The following is a 16,640-nucleotide window of genomic DNA, read 5'->3' as shown; positions in this document are numbered from 1 at the left end:
AGGTCATTTCTTCGGCATCCCACAGCACCCGGAGAGCGCCAGTATCGGGGCTGGCGGACTAGTAGGCGCGCATGAATGACGCGAGAGTACTGGCACACCGGTACCGGTTGGACGCGGTGCTCGGCATCGGTGGAATGGGTCGCGTGTACCGCGCGTGGGACTCTGTTCTGGACCGTCCGGTGGCGGTCAAGGTGCTACGAACCGAACTTCTCGAAGAGGATCCCACGGGAAATTGCCTGGAGCGATTTCGTCGGGAAGCGCGAATTGTTGCCAGCTTCGACCACCCAGCGATCGTCCATGTGTACGACTTGGGTGAGGATATGCTCGGCGGCGAGCGAGCGCATTTCCTCGTCATGCAACTTGTTTCTGGGACGACTTTGCAGCAGCGTCACCGCACGGATGGCCCGCTTGCGCTGCCTCTCCTCGTCCACGTCATGGGTGACGTGCTGAGTGCGCTGCAGCACGCTCACGAACGCGGAGTTGTTCACCGAGATGTGAAGCCGGCGAACGTTATGCTCACTGATTCCGGAGCGGTGAAGGTGATGGACTTCGGGATTGCGCACCTGAGGGGTTGCAGTAACCTGCTGACGGGAACCGGCAACATTATCGGCACCGTCGCCTATCTGGCACCTGAGCAGGCTCGCGACAGCCGACTCGTCGATGCGCGCTCCGACGTGTACTCCGTCGGATGTATGTTGTATCACCTCCTCACCGACCGGCTGCCCTTCCCTGGTGATACCCCGTGGCAGATCCTTGCCTCGCAGCTGGAGCGTCGTTACGTTCCGGCTTCTGAGGCGAGACCGGTGCTCGGCACCGTCTTCGACGACGTTCTGAAGCGGGCCCTTGCCCTCGAACCAGACCATCGCTATTCCAGTGCCGCCGAGATGTGTAGGGAGCTACTCGCCCTGAAGCCCAGCCTCTCGGCCGAACCGGGCCAGTTCGCGTCCGACCGCACCTCGGCATCCGCATCCGCATCCGCATCCGCGACGATGTTGTCGGGACCGGACGACACCGAAACGCACGTTGCGAACCTGCCCAGCGAATTCCACCTCAGAGCGCCGGCTTCGGGGCCCGTAGGCCTGCAGACCGGGTCGTCGCCGGAAGTGCGCCATCCGTCCTTCGACAGCCTGGCGCCACCACCGCTCACACCGGCATCTCCGCCGACGGATCAACCGTTGGTCGGCAGAACCGGGCCGAGCCGCCGGGAAGTCCTGGCCGGTTTGGGTGGAGGGGCAGTGCTCGTGGCCGGTGGGGCCGCGATCTGGTTGATCACGTCCTCCTCGGACGGGCAGCCCTCTTCTCCAACGCTTTCCGGTCGACCCGGCGCGGTGCTGTGGACTGCTTCGGCTGGCACCGTGATCATCTTCTCGGCGCCGACCCTGGGTGCCGGCCTCGTCTACATAGGTGGCTACGACAAAAACGTGTACGCGTTGGACGCAGCGACCGGGGTGCAACGCTGGACAGCTGCCACCGGGGACCGGGTCAGGCCGTCGCCGGCCTTCGCCGACGGACTGGTCTATGTCGCGAGCTGGGACGGGAACGTCTACGCACTCGAGGCGAAGACGGGAGAAGAGCGCTGGAAGACCGCACCCGGCAACCCGGGCGACACGTTCCCGGTTTCACCGGTGGTGTCCGACGGGACGGTGTACTTCGGTGCTACCGACTGGTACGTCTACGGGCTCGACTCGGCCACCGGTGCGATGCGCTGGAAGACTCGCACCAACGGTGCCGCCGCCGCGGCCCCAGCGGTCGCCGATAGTGTGGTGTACCTCGGAACCGAGGGGTACGTGTACGCGCTGGATGCCCAAACCGGCACGGCGCACTGGGCAAGCCCCGTGGGGGGCCAGGTCTGGTCGTCACCGGCCGTTGGGGACGGACGCGTCTACCTCGGCAACGAGGACTTCTCGGTGTATGCGCTCGACGCCGGCTCCGGCGAAGTCCGCTGGAGGACCCCTACCGGCGGCGAGGTTTATTCGTCGCCGGCGGCAGCGGGGGGCCTGGTTTACGTCGGCAGCTACGACAAGAACGTGTATGCGCTCGACGCCGGCTCCGGCGAAGTCCGCTGGAAGACCCTTACCGGCGGTCAGGTTCATTCGTCACCGGCCGTGGCAGACGGCGTGGTTTACGTCGCCAGCTGGGACGGCTACCTCTATGCCCTTGGCGCGCAGGACGGCACGGTACGGTGGAAAACTCCTATGGGCGGGCAGGTCTGGTCCTCGCCGACCGTCTCCGACAAGCTGGTCTACCTCGGCAATTACAACGGGAAGGTATACGCCGTCGAGAGATGACCGCGGTTACCTCGGTACATACTCCTCATGCCAAACGATCTCTCGGGTGGCGTAACTGACGTTGCCGAGCAGCGGCAGGTAACGTTCGTAGCGCGTGCGATCGGCGAAGACCGCTGCGGGACTCGCATTGTCCGCTATGTAAGTGTCGACGCTGCCTGGCGAATCGAGCACGATCGGTTTTGCCACGATAACCCGCGGGATCTGCTTGCCCTCGATCCAGTCGGCGGCAAATTGTCCCAGCCCGTATCCCATCAGGTGCCACGGGAACGCAATGCTGGCGCGGTAGGGTCCGTCGTTCTTGACAAGTGCCAGCGCCTCCTTGTCGCCGTCGACACCGGAGAAGTACATGTCGTCGGCGAGCTTGCCGGACTGGTCCAATGCCCTGTAGGCGCCCACCACCAGGGTGTCACCACCGAGGATGATCCTGATGTCGGGCTGCTCCGCGATGACGGTGCTCATGATCGCGGCACCATTGGCGGTCGAGATGTCGGGCGCATCCACATCGCTGACCACACTCAAGCCACCGCCTGCGCTCCGCAGGCCGTCCAGTACGCCGGCGTGCCTCAACTGCAGCTGCGGTGAGGCGGAGTCCAGATTGAAGTAGTGCACTTTCGCATTCCCTTGGAGGCGCGCGGTCGCGAAATCCGCCGCGGCCTTGCCCTGTGTGAAACCGATGTCGTACTGGTTGGCGGCGACCTGGAGCGTGCTCGGCTGAGTGATGATGCCTTGCACGCAGACGCCTTGTCGCAAGGCGGCATCGAGGATGGGCCGTTGAATCACCGCGTTGAGCGGTTGGAATGCCAGTGCGCCGACGCCACGGGCGAGGAACGTTTCGAGCTGGCGGAGATTTTTCGTCGGGTCGTCGCCAGAGAAGGCGGTGAGGTATTGCAATCCCCGTTCCCTCGACGCGGCTTCCACCCCGGCGCCGAGGGCGAGGAAGAACTCTGCGGCCGCGGTGCTGGCCCAAGCGGCGCGCCGGGGTAGTCCAGTGGGGGGTCCGCTTGACAACGAGGGATCGAATTGGCCGAGTTCCTCAGGCGGCGCAGGCGACGTTGGGACGCCGGCCTCCGAATTGCCGTTCTTCGACGCACACGCCGCCGAGAGCGCGGCGCCGGCCATGCCAGACCCCGCCAGCGCCCCTAGTCTGAGCAGGTCACGGCGGCTCAGTCCGGGCAGGTGCCGCTTCGCGAACGGCATGGCTCCACGATAGCAAGCGAATCAGTTCGTGGAGATCGAGATGGCATTGCCCGGTTGGCGGATGCGCGAGTTGTCGGCGGACCCCACCCGCACCAGCGCCGACTCGTCGAGCTCGGTCACTTGCCGAGCGAGGCGGTGTCCGTGATGTTCGCCAATCGGACCTGACCCTTCGAGACCAGCCGATCGCTCTCGTCGGTGATCCGGACCTCCCACAATTGCTGGGTGCGGCCGCGGTGAATCGGGCTGGCCTCGGCGGTCAGCATGCCCTCGCGTGTGGCGCGGAGAAAGTCGGTGTTGTTGTTGACCCCGACCACGTGTCCCCGACCGCCCAGCCACATCATTCCGGCCGTGCTTGCCACCGATTCGACGACCGCGCAGTACACGCCGCCGTGCTGAATTCCGGCGGGCTGCTGCAGGTCCGGGGTGACCGTCCACTGGGCGCACACGCGATCCGGACCGAGTTCGGTGTACTCGAGACCGATCACGGCATCGAATCCCTTGCCCAATCGCTGAAGCATCGCGTCGGTGCCGATCTGGCCGTTGCCGTTCGTGGCCTGTCGTTCGGGGGAACCCACCATCACACACTCCGTTGGATCACTGGGCGCTGTCGCAGCGCATTCGTTTCTCCTGCCTACACGACGTCGGTGCGGGAGCGGGAAGCAGGTGTGCCGAAAACAGATCGGCGGGCCCCACGCCCTTCGGTGTGAGGCCCGCCATGAGTGGACCGGGAGTCGCTGCAGCCCTCAGGACTCCGGTACGGTCCGGCAGTTCGGTTCGAGATGTTCGTGCTTGCCGACGTGGCCCCTTGACTATAGGCAAGGCTGCCCTAATTTCGCAACCGCTTCAGTGGATCCGCGTCAGCCGGGTCTTCCACCGGACCGGCGCACCGGCGGCCACGAAGGCATCCAATATGCCCTGACCGCGGCGCTGAGCGGCGGACTCCCCCTCACCTGCGAGGATCGGCACGTATGTCGAGGCGCCGAGTACTGCTTCCCCGACCAGACCCCAGAAGCGGGAGGCGTCGATCGGCGTGCACCGCGCGATCGCGTCGAAAATCGCGTGCAGCGATGTGAGGCACCGGTGAACGGTCCAGACCAGGAGTGCTCGTTCACACGGCACTGTCACCGTGCCCCGGGTGCCTGCCCACGGATCGTCGGGTAGAACCCGCATCGTGTCGTCGGCGAGCCCCGCCCAATCGATGCCGCCGTCGCTGTCCATGTGAATCCACAAATTTTCGAGGCCCGGGTCCCACGCGCGCCCTTCGAGGACGACGAGCGCGGTGACTCGCCCGACCACGGCGTGGATGAGCGAGGTGGCGACCTGCATCGCGGCGACGTCGGGGTCCGGAACGTCCTCGAGGGAGCGGGCCCACATACGCGGAACGCGGTCACCGTCCAGATCGTCTGCGAGCGACCACCACCGCCGTTTTCCCTCGTCGGCCATCGATGCCACGGCATACATCCGCGGATAGTCGGGATTCAATGAGCGAAGGCGCGCGCAGGACGCGTCCAGAGCGGTCGCGGGGGCAGACAGGGTAGAAGTCACCGTGCACTCCAATCGGTCGGGGTGGAACCCTTCTCAACATAGGTGAGCCTAACCAAATTACAAGAGTTGCTTTCCTGTGATGTAGAGCACCCACTGCAGGGCGCCGGAAGTGGACATACCGCCCGGAGGGACATCAGAGATAGGGTTCCGTAACCTAAGTAGTTGAATCGGTGCAGATTCGGTTCCGGTGCACACACGTCAGGAGCTTTTCCCGCAGTGACGACGACGCGACAGTTCGGCAGCGACCTCCCGCACCTGCCGACCGACGAGGAGTACGGAAAGCGCGACATTCCGCGCGGTCCGGCTCCCCTGCCTCTGCGGGCACTCGCAGGATTCCTGGATGCGGTCGTGGTGGCCATCCCCCTGGTTCTCGGCTGGTACCTCGTCGATGCGCTCAGTGACAGCAACGGCGGCGGTCAGGCGGACCGGGTCGTCTTCGGTGGTTCAACCGTCGCCATCGCCGTCGGACTCGCGGTCTGGAACAAAGGGTTTCGGGAGGGCAACACCGGGCAGAGCTCGGGCAAGGGGTGGGTCGGTCTCGTGACCCGGGATGCGACGAGCCTCGGCGCGATCGGCCCGAAGCGCTCGTTGCGGCGCCTGGTCCAGCGGTCCGGTACCGAGGTGGTCCGCGACCGTACAGCGGACGACGAGGGATTCGTGGCCCGCGAGAAGGACGGGTCCGTCGCCGCGATCCGCCGCCGCCGGCTGATCGGACTGGGCGTCCTCGTTGTCTTGCTCGGGCTCGTGTTGCTCGCCAGCATCGCGGTCGGGGCGCGCCCCCTCTCTTTCACGGAGATCTTTTCCGCGCTGTTCGACGCGGACGGGTCCCAGGCGGACATCATCGTCCGTACGTTGCGTGGCCCCCGCACGATCCTCGGCCTCGTCGTCGGAATGGCACTGGGGGTTGCGGGCGCGCTGATCCAGGGTCACACCCGTAATCCCCTCGCGGACGCGGGCCTTCTCGGCCTCAACGCGGGCGCCGCGTTCCTGGTCGTCCTCTCGATGTACCTGTTCGGATTCAGCGCCCCGAGTGAGTACCTCTGGTTCGCCTTCGCCGGATCGTTCCTTGCGAGCGTGGTGGTGTTCGGCCTGTCATCGATCGGCAACGGAGCCGCCAGCCCGTTGAGCCTCGCCCTGGCCGGGGCCGCGGTCGCCTTCTTCCTGCAGGCGATGACCAACGCGATCATCATCGTCGACCAGGCCAGCCTCGACTCCTACCGGTTCTGGGTGGTCGGTTCCGTGGCCGGACGCGGATTCGATGTGCTCTGGCAGGTGCTGCCGTTCCTCGTGATCGGCCTGCTGCTGGCCCTCGCCAGCACGCCCGGCCTCAACGTGCTGAGCCTCGGCGAAGACGTGGCCCGCTCCCTCGGCACCAACATCGGCGCGAGCCGCGCCCTCGGCATCGTGGCGATCACCCTGCTGACCGGGGCGGCGACCGCCGCCTGCGGTCCGATCGCCTTCATCGGGCTCGTCGTTCCGCACGTGGCACGCGCGATCACCGGCCCCGACTACCGCTGGCTGGTGCCCTACGCGGGACTCCTGGGCGGCGTGATGCTGGTGACCGCGGACGTCATCGGACGTGTTGTCGTGCGCCCCGGTGAACTTCAGGTCGGGATCGTCCTGGCCGTCTTCGGAGCCCCATTCTTCATTGCGTTGGTGCGGCGCAGAAAGCTGGCAAGCCTGTGACCGTCGACGACCAGACCCGCCCCGATCCGGTCGCGCCGGCGAAGTCCCGCGTCCCGGCACGACCGCCTTTCCGGCTCGGCCCGCTTTCCCTCGTCCTGCGTCCCCTCGGCATCGCCGTGAACGTCGCGCTCCTCGCGGCGCTGTTCCTCGTGCTGTGCCTGAACATCGGCCGCGGCGACTACCCGCTGTCCATTCCCGAGGTCACCACGGTCCTCTTCGGCGGCGGCACCAAGGCACAGAGCTTCATCGTCATGGATCTACGACTGCCGCGGTCGCTGACCGGGGTGTTCATCGGCATGGCCCTCGGACTCGCCGGCGCGCTGACCCAATCGATCGCCCGCAACGCGCTGGCCAGCCCCGACATTCTCGGGATCACCTCGGGCGCGAGTGCGGCCGCCGTCGCCCTCATCGTCCTCGGCGGAGGTGGCAGCTTCGTCGGGCTCCTCGCCACCCTCGGAATCCCTCTGGCCGCGTTGTGCGGTGCACTCCTGACCGCGCTGACCATCTATCTCCTGGCGTGGCGCGGCGGGGTCGAGGGCTACCGGCTGATCCTCATCGGCATCGGGATCAACGCCATGCTCATCGCCGTCACCGGATGGCTTCTCATCTCCGCGGACATCAACGACGCCTCCCGCGCCCAGGTGTGGCTCAACGGGTCACTGAACGGTGCGTCGTGGAGTCAGGTGTGGCCGGTGATGGTCGCGGTCGTCCTCGTCGGCGGTTATGCGATCGGATCCTCGTTCACGATGGGTGCGCTGCGCCTCGGCGACGACAATGCCGTGTCGCTGGGCGTGCGACTGCAGTGGTCGCAGGCCCGGTTACTGCTCATGGCGGTGGCACTCGCCGGAATCGCGACAGCGGCCGCCGGCCCGGTCGGGTTCGTCGCACTCGCCGCCCCGCAGGTGGCGCTGCGGTTGGTGCGGTCGGCCGGGCCACCCCTGATTGCGTCCGCATTGACGGGTGCGGTGCTCGTGGTCGGTAGCGATGTGATCGCGCGGACGATCCTGCCGGTCGAGTTGCCGGTCGGTATCGTCACGTCGGCCCTCGGCGGGCCGTTCCTGCTCTACCTGTTGGTTCGCAACAATCGAAAGGTTTCGGCATGACCGTGGAGACCGACTCTCGGCTGAGCGCCGAAGACCTGAGCCTGGGATACGGCGACCGCATCATCGTCGAGAACCTGAACCTCGAGGTGAAGACCGGGGTGATCACCACCGTGATCGGCCCCAACGGGTGCGGAAAGTCCACCTTGCTGCGGGCGCTCGGCCGGCTCTTGAAACCTCGGTCCGGTTCGGTGGTCCTCGACGGCAAGGCGATCGGTTCGCTCCGCACCAAGGATGTCGCCCGCATCCTCGGGATGCTCCCCCAGGCGCCGATTGCGCCGGAGGGGCTCACCGTCGCCGACCTCGTGGCCCGCGGACGGCATCCGCATCAGTCGTGGATTCGGCAGTGGTCGTCCGACGACGAAGGCGAGGTCGCGGAGGCGCTTGCGTTGACCGGAGTCTCCGAACTGGCCGACCGCCCCGTCGACCAGCTGTCCGGTGGGCAACGCCAACGCGCCTGGATCTCCATGGCGTTGGCCCAGGGCACCGACATTCTGCTGCTCGACGAGCCCACCACCTACCTGGATCTTGCACATTCGATCGAGGTGCTCGACTTGGTGGACCGGATGCACGAGGAGATGGGCCGCACCGTCGTGATGGTGCTGCACGACCTCAACTTGGCGATCCGCTACAGCGACCAGCTGATCGTGATGCGGGACGGCAAGGTCGTCGCCGCCGGCGCACCGAAGAACATCATCTCTGCCGAACTCCTCCTCGAGGTGTTCGGGCTCGAAGCGGCGGTGATCGGCGACCCGGTGTCCGACCGTCCGCTGGTGGTGCCGATCGGCACCCGCCACGTGTACGGCGCGGTGGGCGGCCCGGAGCGGGCTTAGTCAGCGCCCGGGTCGGCGACCACCGATCATCGTGCGCACCAACCGCACGCCCTGCCCCAGAGACACGGTGGGCAGGTACGCCCGCCCGACAGCGTTTCCGATGCTCGGCAAGGCGGCCGGGTCCGCGAAGGTCATGTGCATGGCCACGTAGCGGGGCTGGAACTTCGACTTGAATGCCAGAAGCGATCGGAACCCGTACACCGGTTCGAGGGTGCGCCCGAGGAGATCGAGGACGCTGTCCATGACGGTGGACGGGCTCGACGATTCGGCCTGTTCCGCGGCGTCCGCGTCACGGTCGGGTTGTTCGACCTTCGCGAGCGGCGCGCCGGACAGGCTGAGGAATTCGGCCCCTTCCGCTTCGAGTTTCAGCGCGGCAGACGCGATGAGGAACTCCATCGCCGGCCGGAATCCCTCGGAGCGGCGGCGCATGAAGTCGAGGGTCCAGCCGACCACCTTCCCGTCCCGGTACACCGGCAGCCACGAGGTGACCCCGTGCACGGTGCGGTCGCCGTCGACGGCGATCAGGCAGCGCACCTCGGGGTCGTCGACCTCGTCGAGGCCGCCGAGGGTGAATCCCATCTCGGGCATGCCCTTGTCGGCCACCCATTCTTCGGAGATCGCCGTGATTTGATCGGTGATCGACAACGGGGCGCTGGGGAAGCTGACCCATTCGGCGGTGATGCCCGACTTCTTCGCCTTGTTCAGGGCGGTGCGGATGTCCTGGAAGCGTTTGCCCGTGAAGGCGATGGTGCCGAGGTCGAGCACCGTCTCCTCCGCGACTTGGATACCACTCCAGCCGAGGTCGTCGGTGACGGCGCGCACGGCGGAGGTCACCGAGTAGAAGCAGGGGATCCACCCGTTGGCGGAGGCGAATTCGGCGAACCCGGTGACGGTATCCCGTAGCCGTTCCGGGGAGCCGACCGGATCCCCCGTGGTCAACGCGACCCCGGCGATGACGCGGTATGCGACGTAGCTGGTGTCGTCGGGGGCGAACCAGTAGTTGTTTCCCCGCCACGTCGTCATCCAGGACAACGGACTGCCACTCCCCGACTTCAGCAGGGCCCGCGCGCGGGCGGCGGCGTCCGAGTCCGCACCGAGCGCCGGTCGCAGGAAGGTGGCCGCCACCAGCGCGCATGCCGTCAGCCAGAACACCACCCCGGTCCATTCGTACAGCAGGGTCGCGGGAATGTTGACCGGTAGCAGGCGTGGGTCGAGCCACTGCAGATAGACGGGTGGAATCAGGCGCTCCGGGAAATTGGCGAGCAGGGTGGTGGCGGAGGGCCGATGATCGAAACCGTTCCGCGCCCACAGGCCGCCGAGGACGTAGAGGACGGCGAGTCCGGCCGTCACCGCCGCCAGCGCGACCGCAAGGCGGCGGTAGGTTCCGGCGGGGGCGGTGACGTCGAAAAATCGTCGGGTGGCGAGGAGGACGATCAGGATCACCAACGGGGTCAGGAACGGCACCAGCGTTCGATACAGGTTGGGGTCCGCCAGCCCGTAGAACAGCGATTCCTCCTCGAACGAGTCGATGAACCGGACCACGAAGTTGAGCAGGGACAGCACCAGCAGGATCACCTGTGCGACCACCGCCCCGACCCAGGCGAAGCGTCGGCCGCGCCGCAGTCCGTCGCTGAGGGTGAGCAGGAACAGCGACGGCATGAGACTGAGCAGTGTCGGCCCGACCCCGGACAGTCGCAGTTCCAGTAAACCGCGGCGGCATTCGGGGTCGGCGGCGTTCACCTCGCAGAGGTCGCGAACCTCGGTGGCGGTGTACGGAATTCCCCGGAACAGATCGCGCAGCACGGCCAGGGGTCCGACCGCTTCCGCCGAGAGAGCTGCAATCATCGGTCCGACGGCGCTGGCGGCCACCACGATGGCAACCAGTACCCGGCCCTCTCGCTGGGTCCCGGCGATCCGCTCGCCCCGCGCCGAGCGGCCGACGATCCAGGGTCCGGCCACCAGGCCCACGACAGCGGCGGCGAGCCGGACCACGTCCTGCAGGGATCCGCTGAACAGGGCCAACGTGATGGTGAAGGCGAGCACGCCGACCCGGATCCGGCGGCGCCACAGGGTGCCCGTGTCGGAACTCGCCACCATGGCCGCGCCGATGATCCAGGTACTGGGCCCGACCGCCATACCCACATGGAGCCGGAAACCCCAGTCCGCGTCCACAACCTTCGCGACGGCGGCGACCGCCAACGCGAGCAGCCCACCGACCACTTGTGTCACCACTGCCGCCAGGGCAAACCGCGCCGAACCCATCCGGCGCTCCAACGGCGCCGCGGCCAGGAAGACGAGAATGGTGGTGGTCAGATAGGCGAGGATGTCGTCGCCCCACAGCCCCGCCGACAGCAGGGTCCAGACCCACCCGTGCTCGAACGCCCGGATGCCGAGGGCCACGTGCTGCGACAACGCGTGGGAGGGTCCGCCGATCACACTCGAGGTCGCGAACGCCACCAGCCAGATCACAACCAGGAGGGCGATGCTGACCGGTGCGCCGGCCACGCCGAAGCGCACCCATTCCGCTACCCGACCCGGCGCCCCGCTGACTTTCGCCGCCGCACTGTCCCCAGTGACTGCATTGCCGTCGATACTCATCCGCCAGGTCCCCACTCTCCCGCGATGTCGAGAACGAAAGCCCGCCCGGCGACACAGCCGCCGAAGTCGACGGCCGGTGGCCGTCCACCGACCGTAAACCACCTGTTCGCGCTATGACCATTACCACACGACTTCGCGCGGTTTTACTACTACCAGTAGTACGCATCCGCGTCGTTGTATCCGTAGAATCGGACCATGGCTGGACTCGGCGAACTCGAACGCGCAGTGATGGATCACCTGTGGTCCACTTCGGAACCGCAGACGGTGCGGCAGGTGCACGAAGCTCTGGCAGAGCGTCGCGAACTCGCCTACACCACCGTCATGACCGTGCTGCAGCGACTGGCGAAGAAGCACCTCGTCATCCAGCAGCGCGATGATCGCGCCCACCGGTACCTGCCCGTGCATCAGCGCGAAGAACTGGTCGCCAGCCTCATGGTCGACGCCCTACAGCAGGCCGACAAGTCCGGCAGTCGGGCCGCAGCCCTCGTGCACTTCGTCGGCCAAGTCGGTGCAGACGAGGCGGACGCTCTCCGGGAGGCACTGGCTGCGCTCGAAGCCAAGGAACGGTCCGGCGACGGCAACGAGACGGGAACCGTTCGCGCCGTCTGACGTTCGTCATGCATGATGAGTGGGACATGGACGCCACCACCGCGCTGGTATTCGGCATACTCGCCCTCCTTCTCGCAGGACCGGTTCCTGCGTTGCTCAGCCGTGCCCGGTGGCCGCACCGGGCTCCGCGGGCAGCGCTCGTGCTGTGGCAGGCCATCGCCCTCGCCGCCGTCCTGTCCGCCTTCAGTTCCGGTCTCGCGATAGCCAGCCAGCTCCTCGTGCCCGGTCCGGACGGACGGCCTACCACCGCGCCGGTGGAAGAGATCGACGCGCTCGGCCTTCCCCTCTGGCTGCTGTACGTGGTGGTGTTCGCCCTCACCCTGCTGGTCGGCGCCAAGCTGATGTTCGCGGTGGTTCAGGTGGGGTTCCGCACCCGGCGCCGTCGTGCCCGGCACCGCATGCTCGTCGATCTGCTCGACCGATGTGACTCGACGTCCCCGCTGGCGCGTACGCCCGACCTGAGAATCCTCGACGTCACCGAACCCATCGCGTACTGCCTACCCGGCCTGCGTCAGCGGGTCGTGTTGAGCCAGGGCACGTTCGCCAATCTCGACGACGCCGAGATCACCGCGATCCTCACCCACGAACGTTCGCATCTGCGCGCCCGCCACGACCTCGTCCTCGAAGCGTTCACCGCGGTCAACGCCGCGTTTCCCACCGTGGTCCGCAGCAAGTCCGCCCTCGGCTCCGTGCAGTTGCTCGTCGAGATGCTCGCCGATGATTCGGCGGTGCGTGCCACCGGGCCGACAGCCCTCGCTCGTGCGCTCGTCGCCTGCTCCGGCTCCACGGCGCCGAAGGGCGCGATGGCGGCGGGCGGTCCGAGCACGTTGCTGAGGGTGCAGCGACTCGCCTCCTCCGAATCGGCCGTGCCGGTCGCCATCGCCGCGTACACGGCGTCGGTTGCCATCCTGGTGGTTCCGACGGTCGCGGTGGCCGTTCCCTGGCTCACCGAACTGAGCCGCCTGTTCTCGGCGGCGTAGTCACTCACGTCACAACTCCGCCGGTTCGGTATCCGGGCGCCCGTCCCGTACACTGGTTCACGGTCGCCACTGCGGCCCATCAACACTGAAACGGCACACAGCCCAATTCCCCGCACTTCCGCGAATGGATTGACCAGGTGACATGTGCCCTGGCTCGTCCCTTTGTGCGTGCTGCATGACAGCCCCGCTCCGCGACGCGCCCTAATGCCCGGAGAGGTATCCCGCGTGACCAACGCTGTGCAAATGACCGCTGTCCCAGTGACTGCTGTCCCCATGACATCTGCAGAAGACGTCAGCTCTGTTTCCGAGGAGAACACCACCGAGACGGTGACGTTCGCCGAGATCGGCCTTCCCGAATCCCTGGTGCAGGCTCTCCTCCGGAATTCCATCGCCACCCCGTCGCCCATTCAGGCCCTGGCTGTTCCGGACGCGCTCGCAGGCAAGAACGTTCTCGGCCGTGCACAGACCGGATCGGGTAAGACGCTGGCCTTCGGCCTGCCCATGCTCACCCGTCTCGCCCGCCACGAAGACCGGCCGGCGCCCAAGCGTCCCCGCGCCCTGGTTCTCGTGCCCACCCGCGAACTTGCCTTCCAGGTCGTGGAATCCCTCAACTCGTACGCGGGTGCGCTCGGTCTGACCGTGCGCCCGGCGGTCGGCGGCACCCCGTTCACCAAGCAGGTCGACCAGCTGCGCCGTGGCGTCGACATCCTCGTCGCCACCCCCGGACGTCTCGGTGACCACCTGCGTCAGGGCACCTGCGTCCTCGACTCCATCGAGATCACCGCGCTCGACGAGGCCGACCAGATGGCGGACATGGGCTTCCTGCCCGAGGTGCGTTCCATCCTCGGTGAGACCCCGGCCGACGGTCAGCGGCTGCTGTTCTCGGCCACCCTCGACCGCGAGGTGCAGTCGCTGGTCCGGCAGTTCCTGCCCGACCACGTGCAGCACTCCACCGAGGACGGGCGCGCCAGCGTCGACACGATGGCGCACTACGTCCTCCTGGTGGACCGCGGCCAGAAAGACAATGTTCTGGCGGAAATCGGTGCGCGCGAAGGCCGCACCATCATGTTCGCCCGCACCAAGCTCGGCTGCGAGGGCATCACCGACCGGTTGCGTGCAGTCGGGATCGCCGCGGAGTCGCTGCACGGCGGCAAGGCGCAGAACCAGCGGACCCGCGTCCTCGAGCGTTTCAAGAACGGCCGCACCCCTGTGCTCGTCGCGACGGACGTCGCGGCGCGCGGCATCCACGTCGACGGCATCGACCTGGTGGTTCACGTCGATCCGCCTGCCGATCACAAGGATTACCTGCACCGTGCCGGCCGCACCGCCCGCGCCGGTGAGAAGGGCACGGTCGTCGCGATCGTGCTCCCGAATCAGAAGCGCACCTTCCGGAAGCTGACGGGAATGGCCGGGGTCGACGCCACGGCAGTGCCCGTCGCACCCGGATCCGAGGTCCTCACCACCATCACCGGCGCGAAGGTCCCCACCGGGCAACCGGTGAAAGACCCCGCCTTCCGCAGTGACCGTGGTGGCGACCGTCGCTTCGGCGACCGCGGACCCCGCCGTGAAAGTGGGTTCGGCGGCCGAGACGGTGGCTACCGCGGAAACCGCAGCTCCTCCGAGGGACGCGGTGACCGCCCGTCCGGCGGCCGCAGCTTCGGTGACCGCCCGTCCGGTGGCCGCAGCTTCGACGACCGCGGACCCCGCCGTGACCAGTCGGACACCCGGTCCGGTGGTTACCGGGGCGACCGCCCCCAGCGCGACGGCGACAACCGTGGTGGCGACAACCGGAGCAGCGGCTACCGCGGTGACCGGGACAACCGCGGGTTCGGCGACCGGGCCCCGCGCAGGGACTTCGGGGACAGCGCGCCGCGCCGTGAGTTCGGCGGCAGCAGCAGTGGCGCACCGCGCCGCGACTACGGCGACCGCGGTGAGAGCCATCGCGGTACCGGTGAGCGGAGCTTCGACCGCAGCGCACCCCGCCGCGACTTCGCGGACCGCGACAACCGTGGTGGCGGATTCCGCCGGGATGATCGCCGTCCTGCGGCCTCGCCGGACCGGGGTCCCGCCGCAACCAGTGGTGGTTTCCGTAGCCGCACCGACCGCCGCTCGTACGACGGTTTCGACGGACCTCGTCGCGAACAGCGCAGCTGAGCGGTGCGTGCAGGACACAACTGAACATCGACATCGTTGACACGAGGCCGGCCCGCGCGAATGCGCGGGCCGGCCTTCGTATGTTTGTCTGGGACGGCTCATTTGTCGTACGCCGATTTTTCTACCGCCGAGCGAGAGGGAATGCTGTATCCATGACTATCACCAACGAGGGCGCCCGCGCCCAGATCGGCGTGACGGGACTGGCCGTCATGGGCTCGAACATCGCCCGCAACCTCGCCCGGCACGGGCACACCGTGGCTCTGCACAACCGCAGCATCGCCAAGACCGATGCGCTCATCGCGGAGCACGGCGGCGACGGCGACTTCGTCCGGACCGAAACGGTCGAGGAGTTCGTGGCGGCGCTGCAGAAGCCGCGCCGCGTACTGATCATGGTCAAGGCCGGCGACCCCACCGACGCGGTCATCGAGGAGCTTGCTGCGGCGATGGAGCCGGGTGACATCATCATCGACGGTGGCAACGCCCTGTACACGGACACCATTCGGCGGGAGTCGTCGCTGCGCGAGCGAGGCCTGCATTTCGTCGGCGCCGGCATCTCCGGCGGTGAGGAAGGTGCGCTGAACGGCCCGTCGATCATGCCGGGCGGCCCCAAGGAGTCGTACGAGGCGCTGGGACCGCTGCTCGAATCGATTGCGGCGCAGGTCGACGGGACCCCGTGCTGCACCCACATCGGCCCCGACGGCTCCGGGCACTTCGTGAAGATGGTCCACAACGGCATCGAGTACGCCGACATGCAGCTGATCGGTGAGGCGTACAACCTGTTCCGTGACGCACTCGGGTACGACGCCGACAAGATCGCCGAGGTGTTCACCGAGTGGAACTCCGGCGATCTCGAAAGCTATCTGGTGGAGATCACCGCCGAGGTGTTGAAGCAGAAGGACGCGAAGACGGGCAAGGCCCTCGTCGACGTGATCGTCGACGCCGCCGAGCAGAAGGGCACCGGCCGCTGGACCGTCAAGTCCGCTCTCGACCTCGGTGTGCCCGTCACCGGGATCGCCGAGGCCGTGTTCGCGCGCGCCTTGTCCGGCTCCCGGGAGCAGCGCAAGGCCGCCGTCGGTCTGGCGTCCGGTCAGCTCGCCGACAAGCCCGCCGATGCCGCTCAGTTCACCGAGGACATCCGCCAGGCGTTGTACGCATCGAAGGTGGTGGCCTACGCGCAGGGCTTCGACCAGATCGCCGCGGGCAGCGCCGAATACGACTGGGACCTGCACCCCGCCGATCTGGCCACCATCTGGCGCGGCGGCTGCATCATCCGGGCACGTTTCCTCAACCGCATCAAGGACGCGTACGACGAGAACCCGACGCTGCCGAGCCTGATCCTCGCGCCCTATTTCCGGGACGCCATCGAGACCGCCATCGACAGCTGGCGTCGGGTGGTGTCCACCGCGACCCTGCTCGGTATTCCGGTCCCGGCGTTCGCCTCGTCGCTGTCCTACTACGACGCCCTGCGCGCGGAGCGGTTGCCCGCGGCGCTGACGCAGGGGCAGCGTGACTTCTTCGGTGCCCACACCTACGAGCGGACCGACGCCGAAGGTAAGTTCCACACGCTGTGGAGCGGTGACCGCAGCGAAGTGCAGGCCTGACCTTCCTCCGCCTCGGCCGTGACGCAGTGCGCTGACGTCCCGGTCGAGG

Annotated in this window: 12 protein-coding genes; 8 read left to right on the top strand and 4 right to left on the bottom strand. The window is 67.3% G+C overall.

Features of this window, described 5'->3' with window-relative positions; translation table 11 throughout:
- Nucleotides 1-71 precede the first annotated feature (71 nt).
- Nucleotides 72-2,288, top strand: a complete 2,217-nt coding sequence (locus JQT59_RS22495; RefSeq protein WP_213572058.1) for a serine/threonine-protein kinase — start codon at nt 72-74, stop codon at nt 2,286-2,288.
- A gap of 6 nt (nt 2,289-2,294) precedes the next feature.
- Here the strand turns inward: JQT59_RS22495 and JQT59_RS22490 are convergent, their stop codons facing one another.
- The 3 genes from JQT59_RS22490 to JQT59_RS22480 all read right to left on the bottom strand — a co-directional run bounded on the left by JQT59_RS22490 (nt 2,295) and on the right by JQT59_RS22480 (nt 5,042).
- Nucleotides 2,295-3,485 carry a sugar ABC transporter substrate-binding protein gene (locus tag JQT59_RS22490; RefSeq protein ID WP_213572057.1) on the bottom strand — a complete coding sequence of 397 codons (1,191 nt, stop codon included), beginning with the start codon at nt 3,483-3,485 and terminating at the stop codon, nt 2,295-2,297.
- Nucleotides 3,486-3,601: 116 nt separating this feature from the next.
- Nucleotides 3,602-4,063 carry a PaaI family thioesterase gene (locus tag JQT59_RS22485; RefSeq protein WP_213572056.1) on the bottom strand — a complete coding sequence of 154 codons (462 nt, stop codon included), beginning with the start codon at nt 4,061-4,063 and terminating at the stop codon, nt 3,602-3,604.
- 265 nt (nt 4,064-4,328) lie between these two features.
- Nucleotides 4,329-5,042, bottom strand: coding sequence for a hypothetical protein (locus JQT59_RS22480; RefSeq protein WP_159922478.1), 714 nt, complete (start codon nt 5,040-5,042; stop codon nt 4,329-4,331).
- 204 nt (nt 5,043-5,246) lie between these two features.
- Here JQT59_RS22480 and JQT59_RS22475 point away from each other — a divergent pair, with 204 nt between their 5' ends.
- The 3 genes from JQT59_RS22475 to JQT59_RS22465 are packed head-to-tail and all read left to right on the top strand — an operon-like array spanning nt 5,247 to nt 8,649.
- On the top strand, nt 5,247-6,716 hold the full coding sequence (locus tag JQT59_RS22475) for a FecCD family ABC transporter permease (RefSeq protein WP_213572055.1): 1,470 nt from the start codon (nt 5,247-5,249) through the stop codon (nt 6,714-6,716).
- Nucleotides 6,713-7,819, top strand: a complete 1,107-nt coding sequence (locus JQT59_RS22470) for a FecCD family ABC transporter permease (protein WP_109330081.1) — start codon at nt 6,713-6,715, stop codon at nt 7,817-7,819. The genes JQT59_RS22475 and JQT59_RS22470 overlap by 4 nt, the downstream gene beginning before the upstream one ends.
- Complete coding sequence (locus tag JQT59_RS22465; RefSeq protein ID WP_213572054.1) at nt 7,816-8,649, top strand: ABC transporter ATP-binding protein; 834 nt, start codon at nt 7,816-7,818, stop codon at nt 8,647-8,649. The genes JQT59_RS22470 and JQT59_RS22465 overlap by 4 nt, the downstream gene beginning before the upstream one ends.
- Here the strand turns inward: JQT59_RS22465 and JQT59_RS22460 are convergent, their stop codons facing one another.
- Nucleotides 8,650-11,247 (bottom strand): bifunctional lysylphosphatidylglycerol flippase/synthetase MprF, encoded by a 2,598-nt coding sequence (locus JQT59_RS22460; RefSeq protein ID WP_213572053.1) that lies wholly within the window; start codon nt 11,245-11,247, stop codon nt 8,650-8,652. It lies immediately after the preceding gene.
- 195 nt (nt 11,248-11,442) lie between these two features.
- On the opposite strand from JQT59_RS22460, the gene JQT59_RS22455 reads away from it, so the two are divergent.
- The 4 genes from JQT59_RS22455 (at nt 11,443) to gnd (ending at nt 16,591) form a co-directional block, all read left to right on the top strand.
- Complete coding sequence (locus JQT59_RS22455; protein WP_109330087.1) at nt 11,443-11,856, top strand: BlaI/MecI/CopY family transcriptional regulator; 414 nt, start codon at nt 11,443-11,445, stop codon at nt 11,854-11,856.
- Between the two features lie 26 nt (nt 11,857-11,882).
- Nucleotides 11,883-12,836 carry a M56 family metallopeptidase gene (locus tag JQT59_RS22450; protein WP_109335106.1) on the top strand — a complete coding sequence of 318 codons (954 nt, stop codon included), beginning with the start codon at nt 11,883-11,885 and terminating at the stop codon, nt 12,834-12,836.
- Nucleotides 12,837-13,109: 273 nt separating this feature from the next.
- The gene (locus JQT59_RS22445) at nt 13,110-14,990 is read left to right on the top strand and encodes a DEAD/DEAH box helicase (protein WP_213572052.1); all 1,881 of its coding nucleotides are present in this window, start codon (nt 13,110-13,112) and stop codon (nt 14,988-14,990) included.
- 152 nt (nt 14,991-15,142) lie between these two features.
- On the top strand, nt 15,143-16,591 hold the full coding sequence (gnd, locus tag JQT59_RS22440) for an NADP-dependent phosphogluconate dehydrogenase (RefSeq protein WP_213572051.1): 1,449 nt from the start codon (nt 15,143-15,145) through the stop codon (nt 16,589-16,591).
- Nucleotides 16,592-16,640 lie beyond the last annotated feature (49 nt).

It is taken from the genome of Rhodococcus sp. USK13, from assembly GCF_018343855.1.
Lineage (GTDB): Bacteria > Actinomycetota > Actinomycetes > Mycobacteriales > Mycobacteriaceae > Rhodococcus_F > Rhodococcus_F oxybenzonivorans.
The sequence above is the reverse complement of the archived record's forward strand: the minus strand, read 5'-3'. Positions and strand labels throughout refer to the sequence as shown.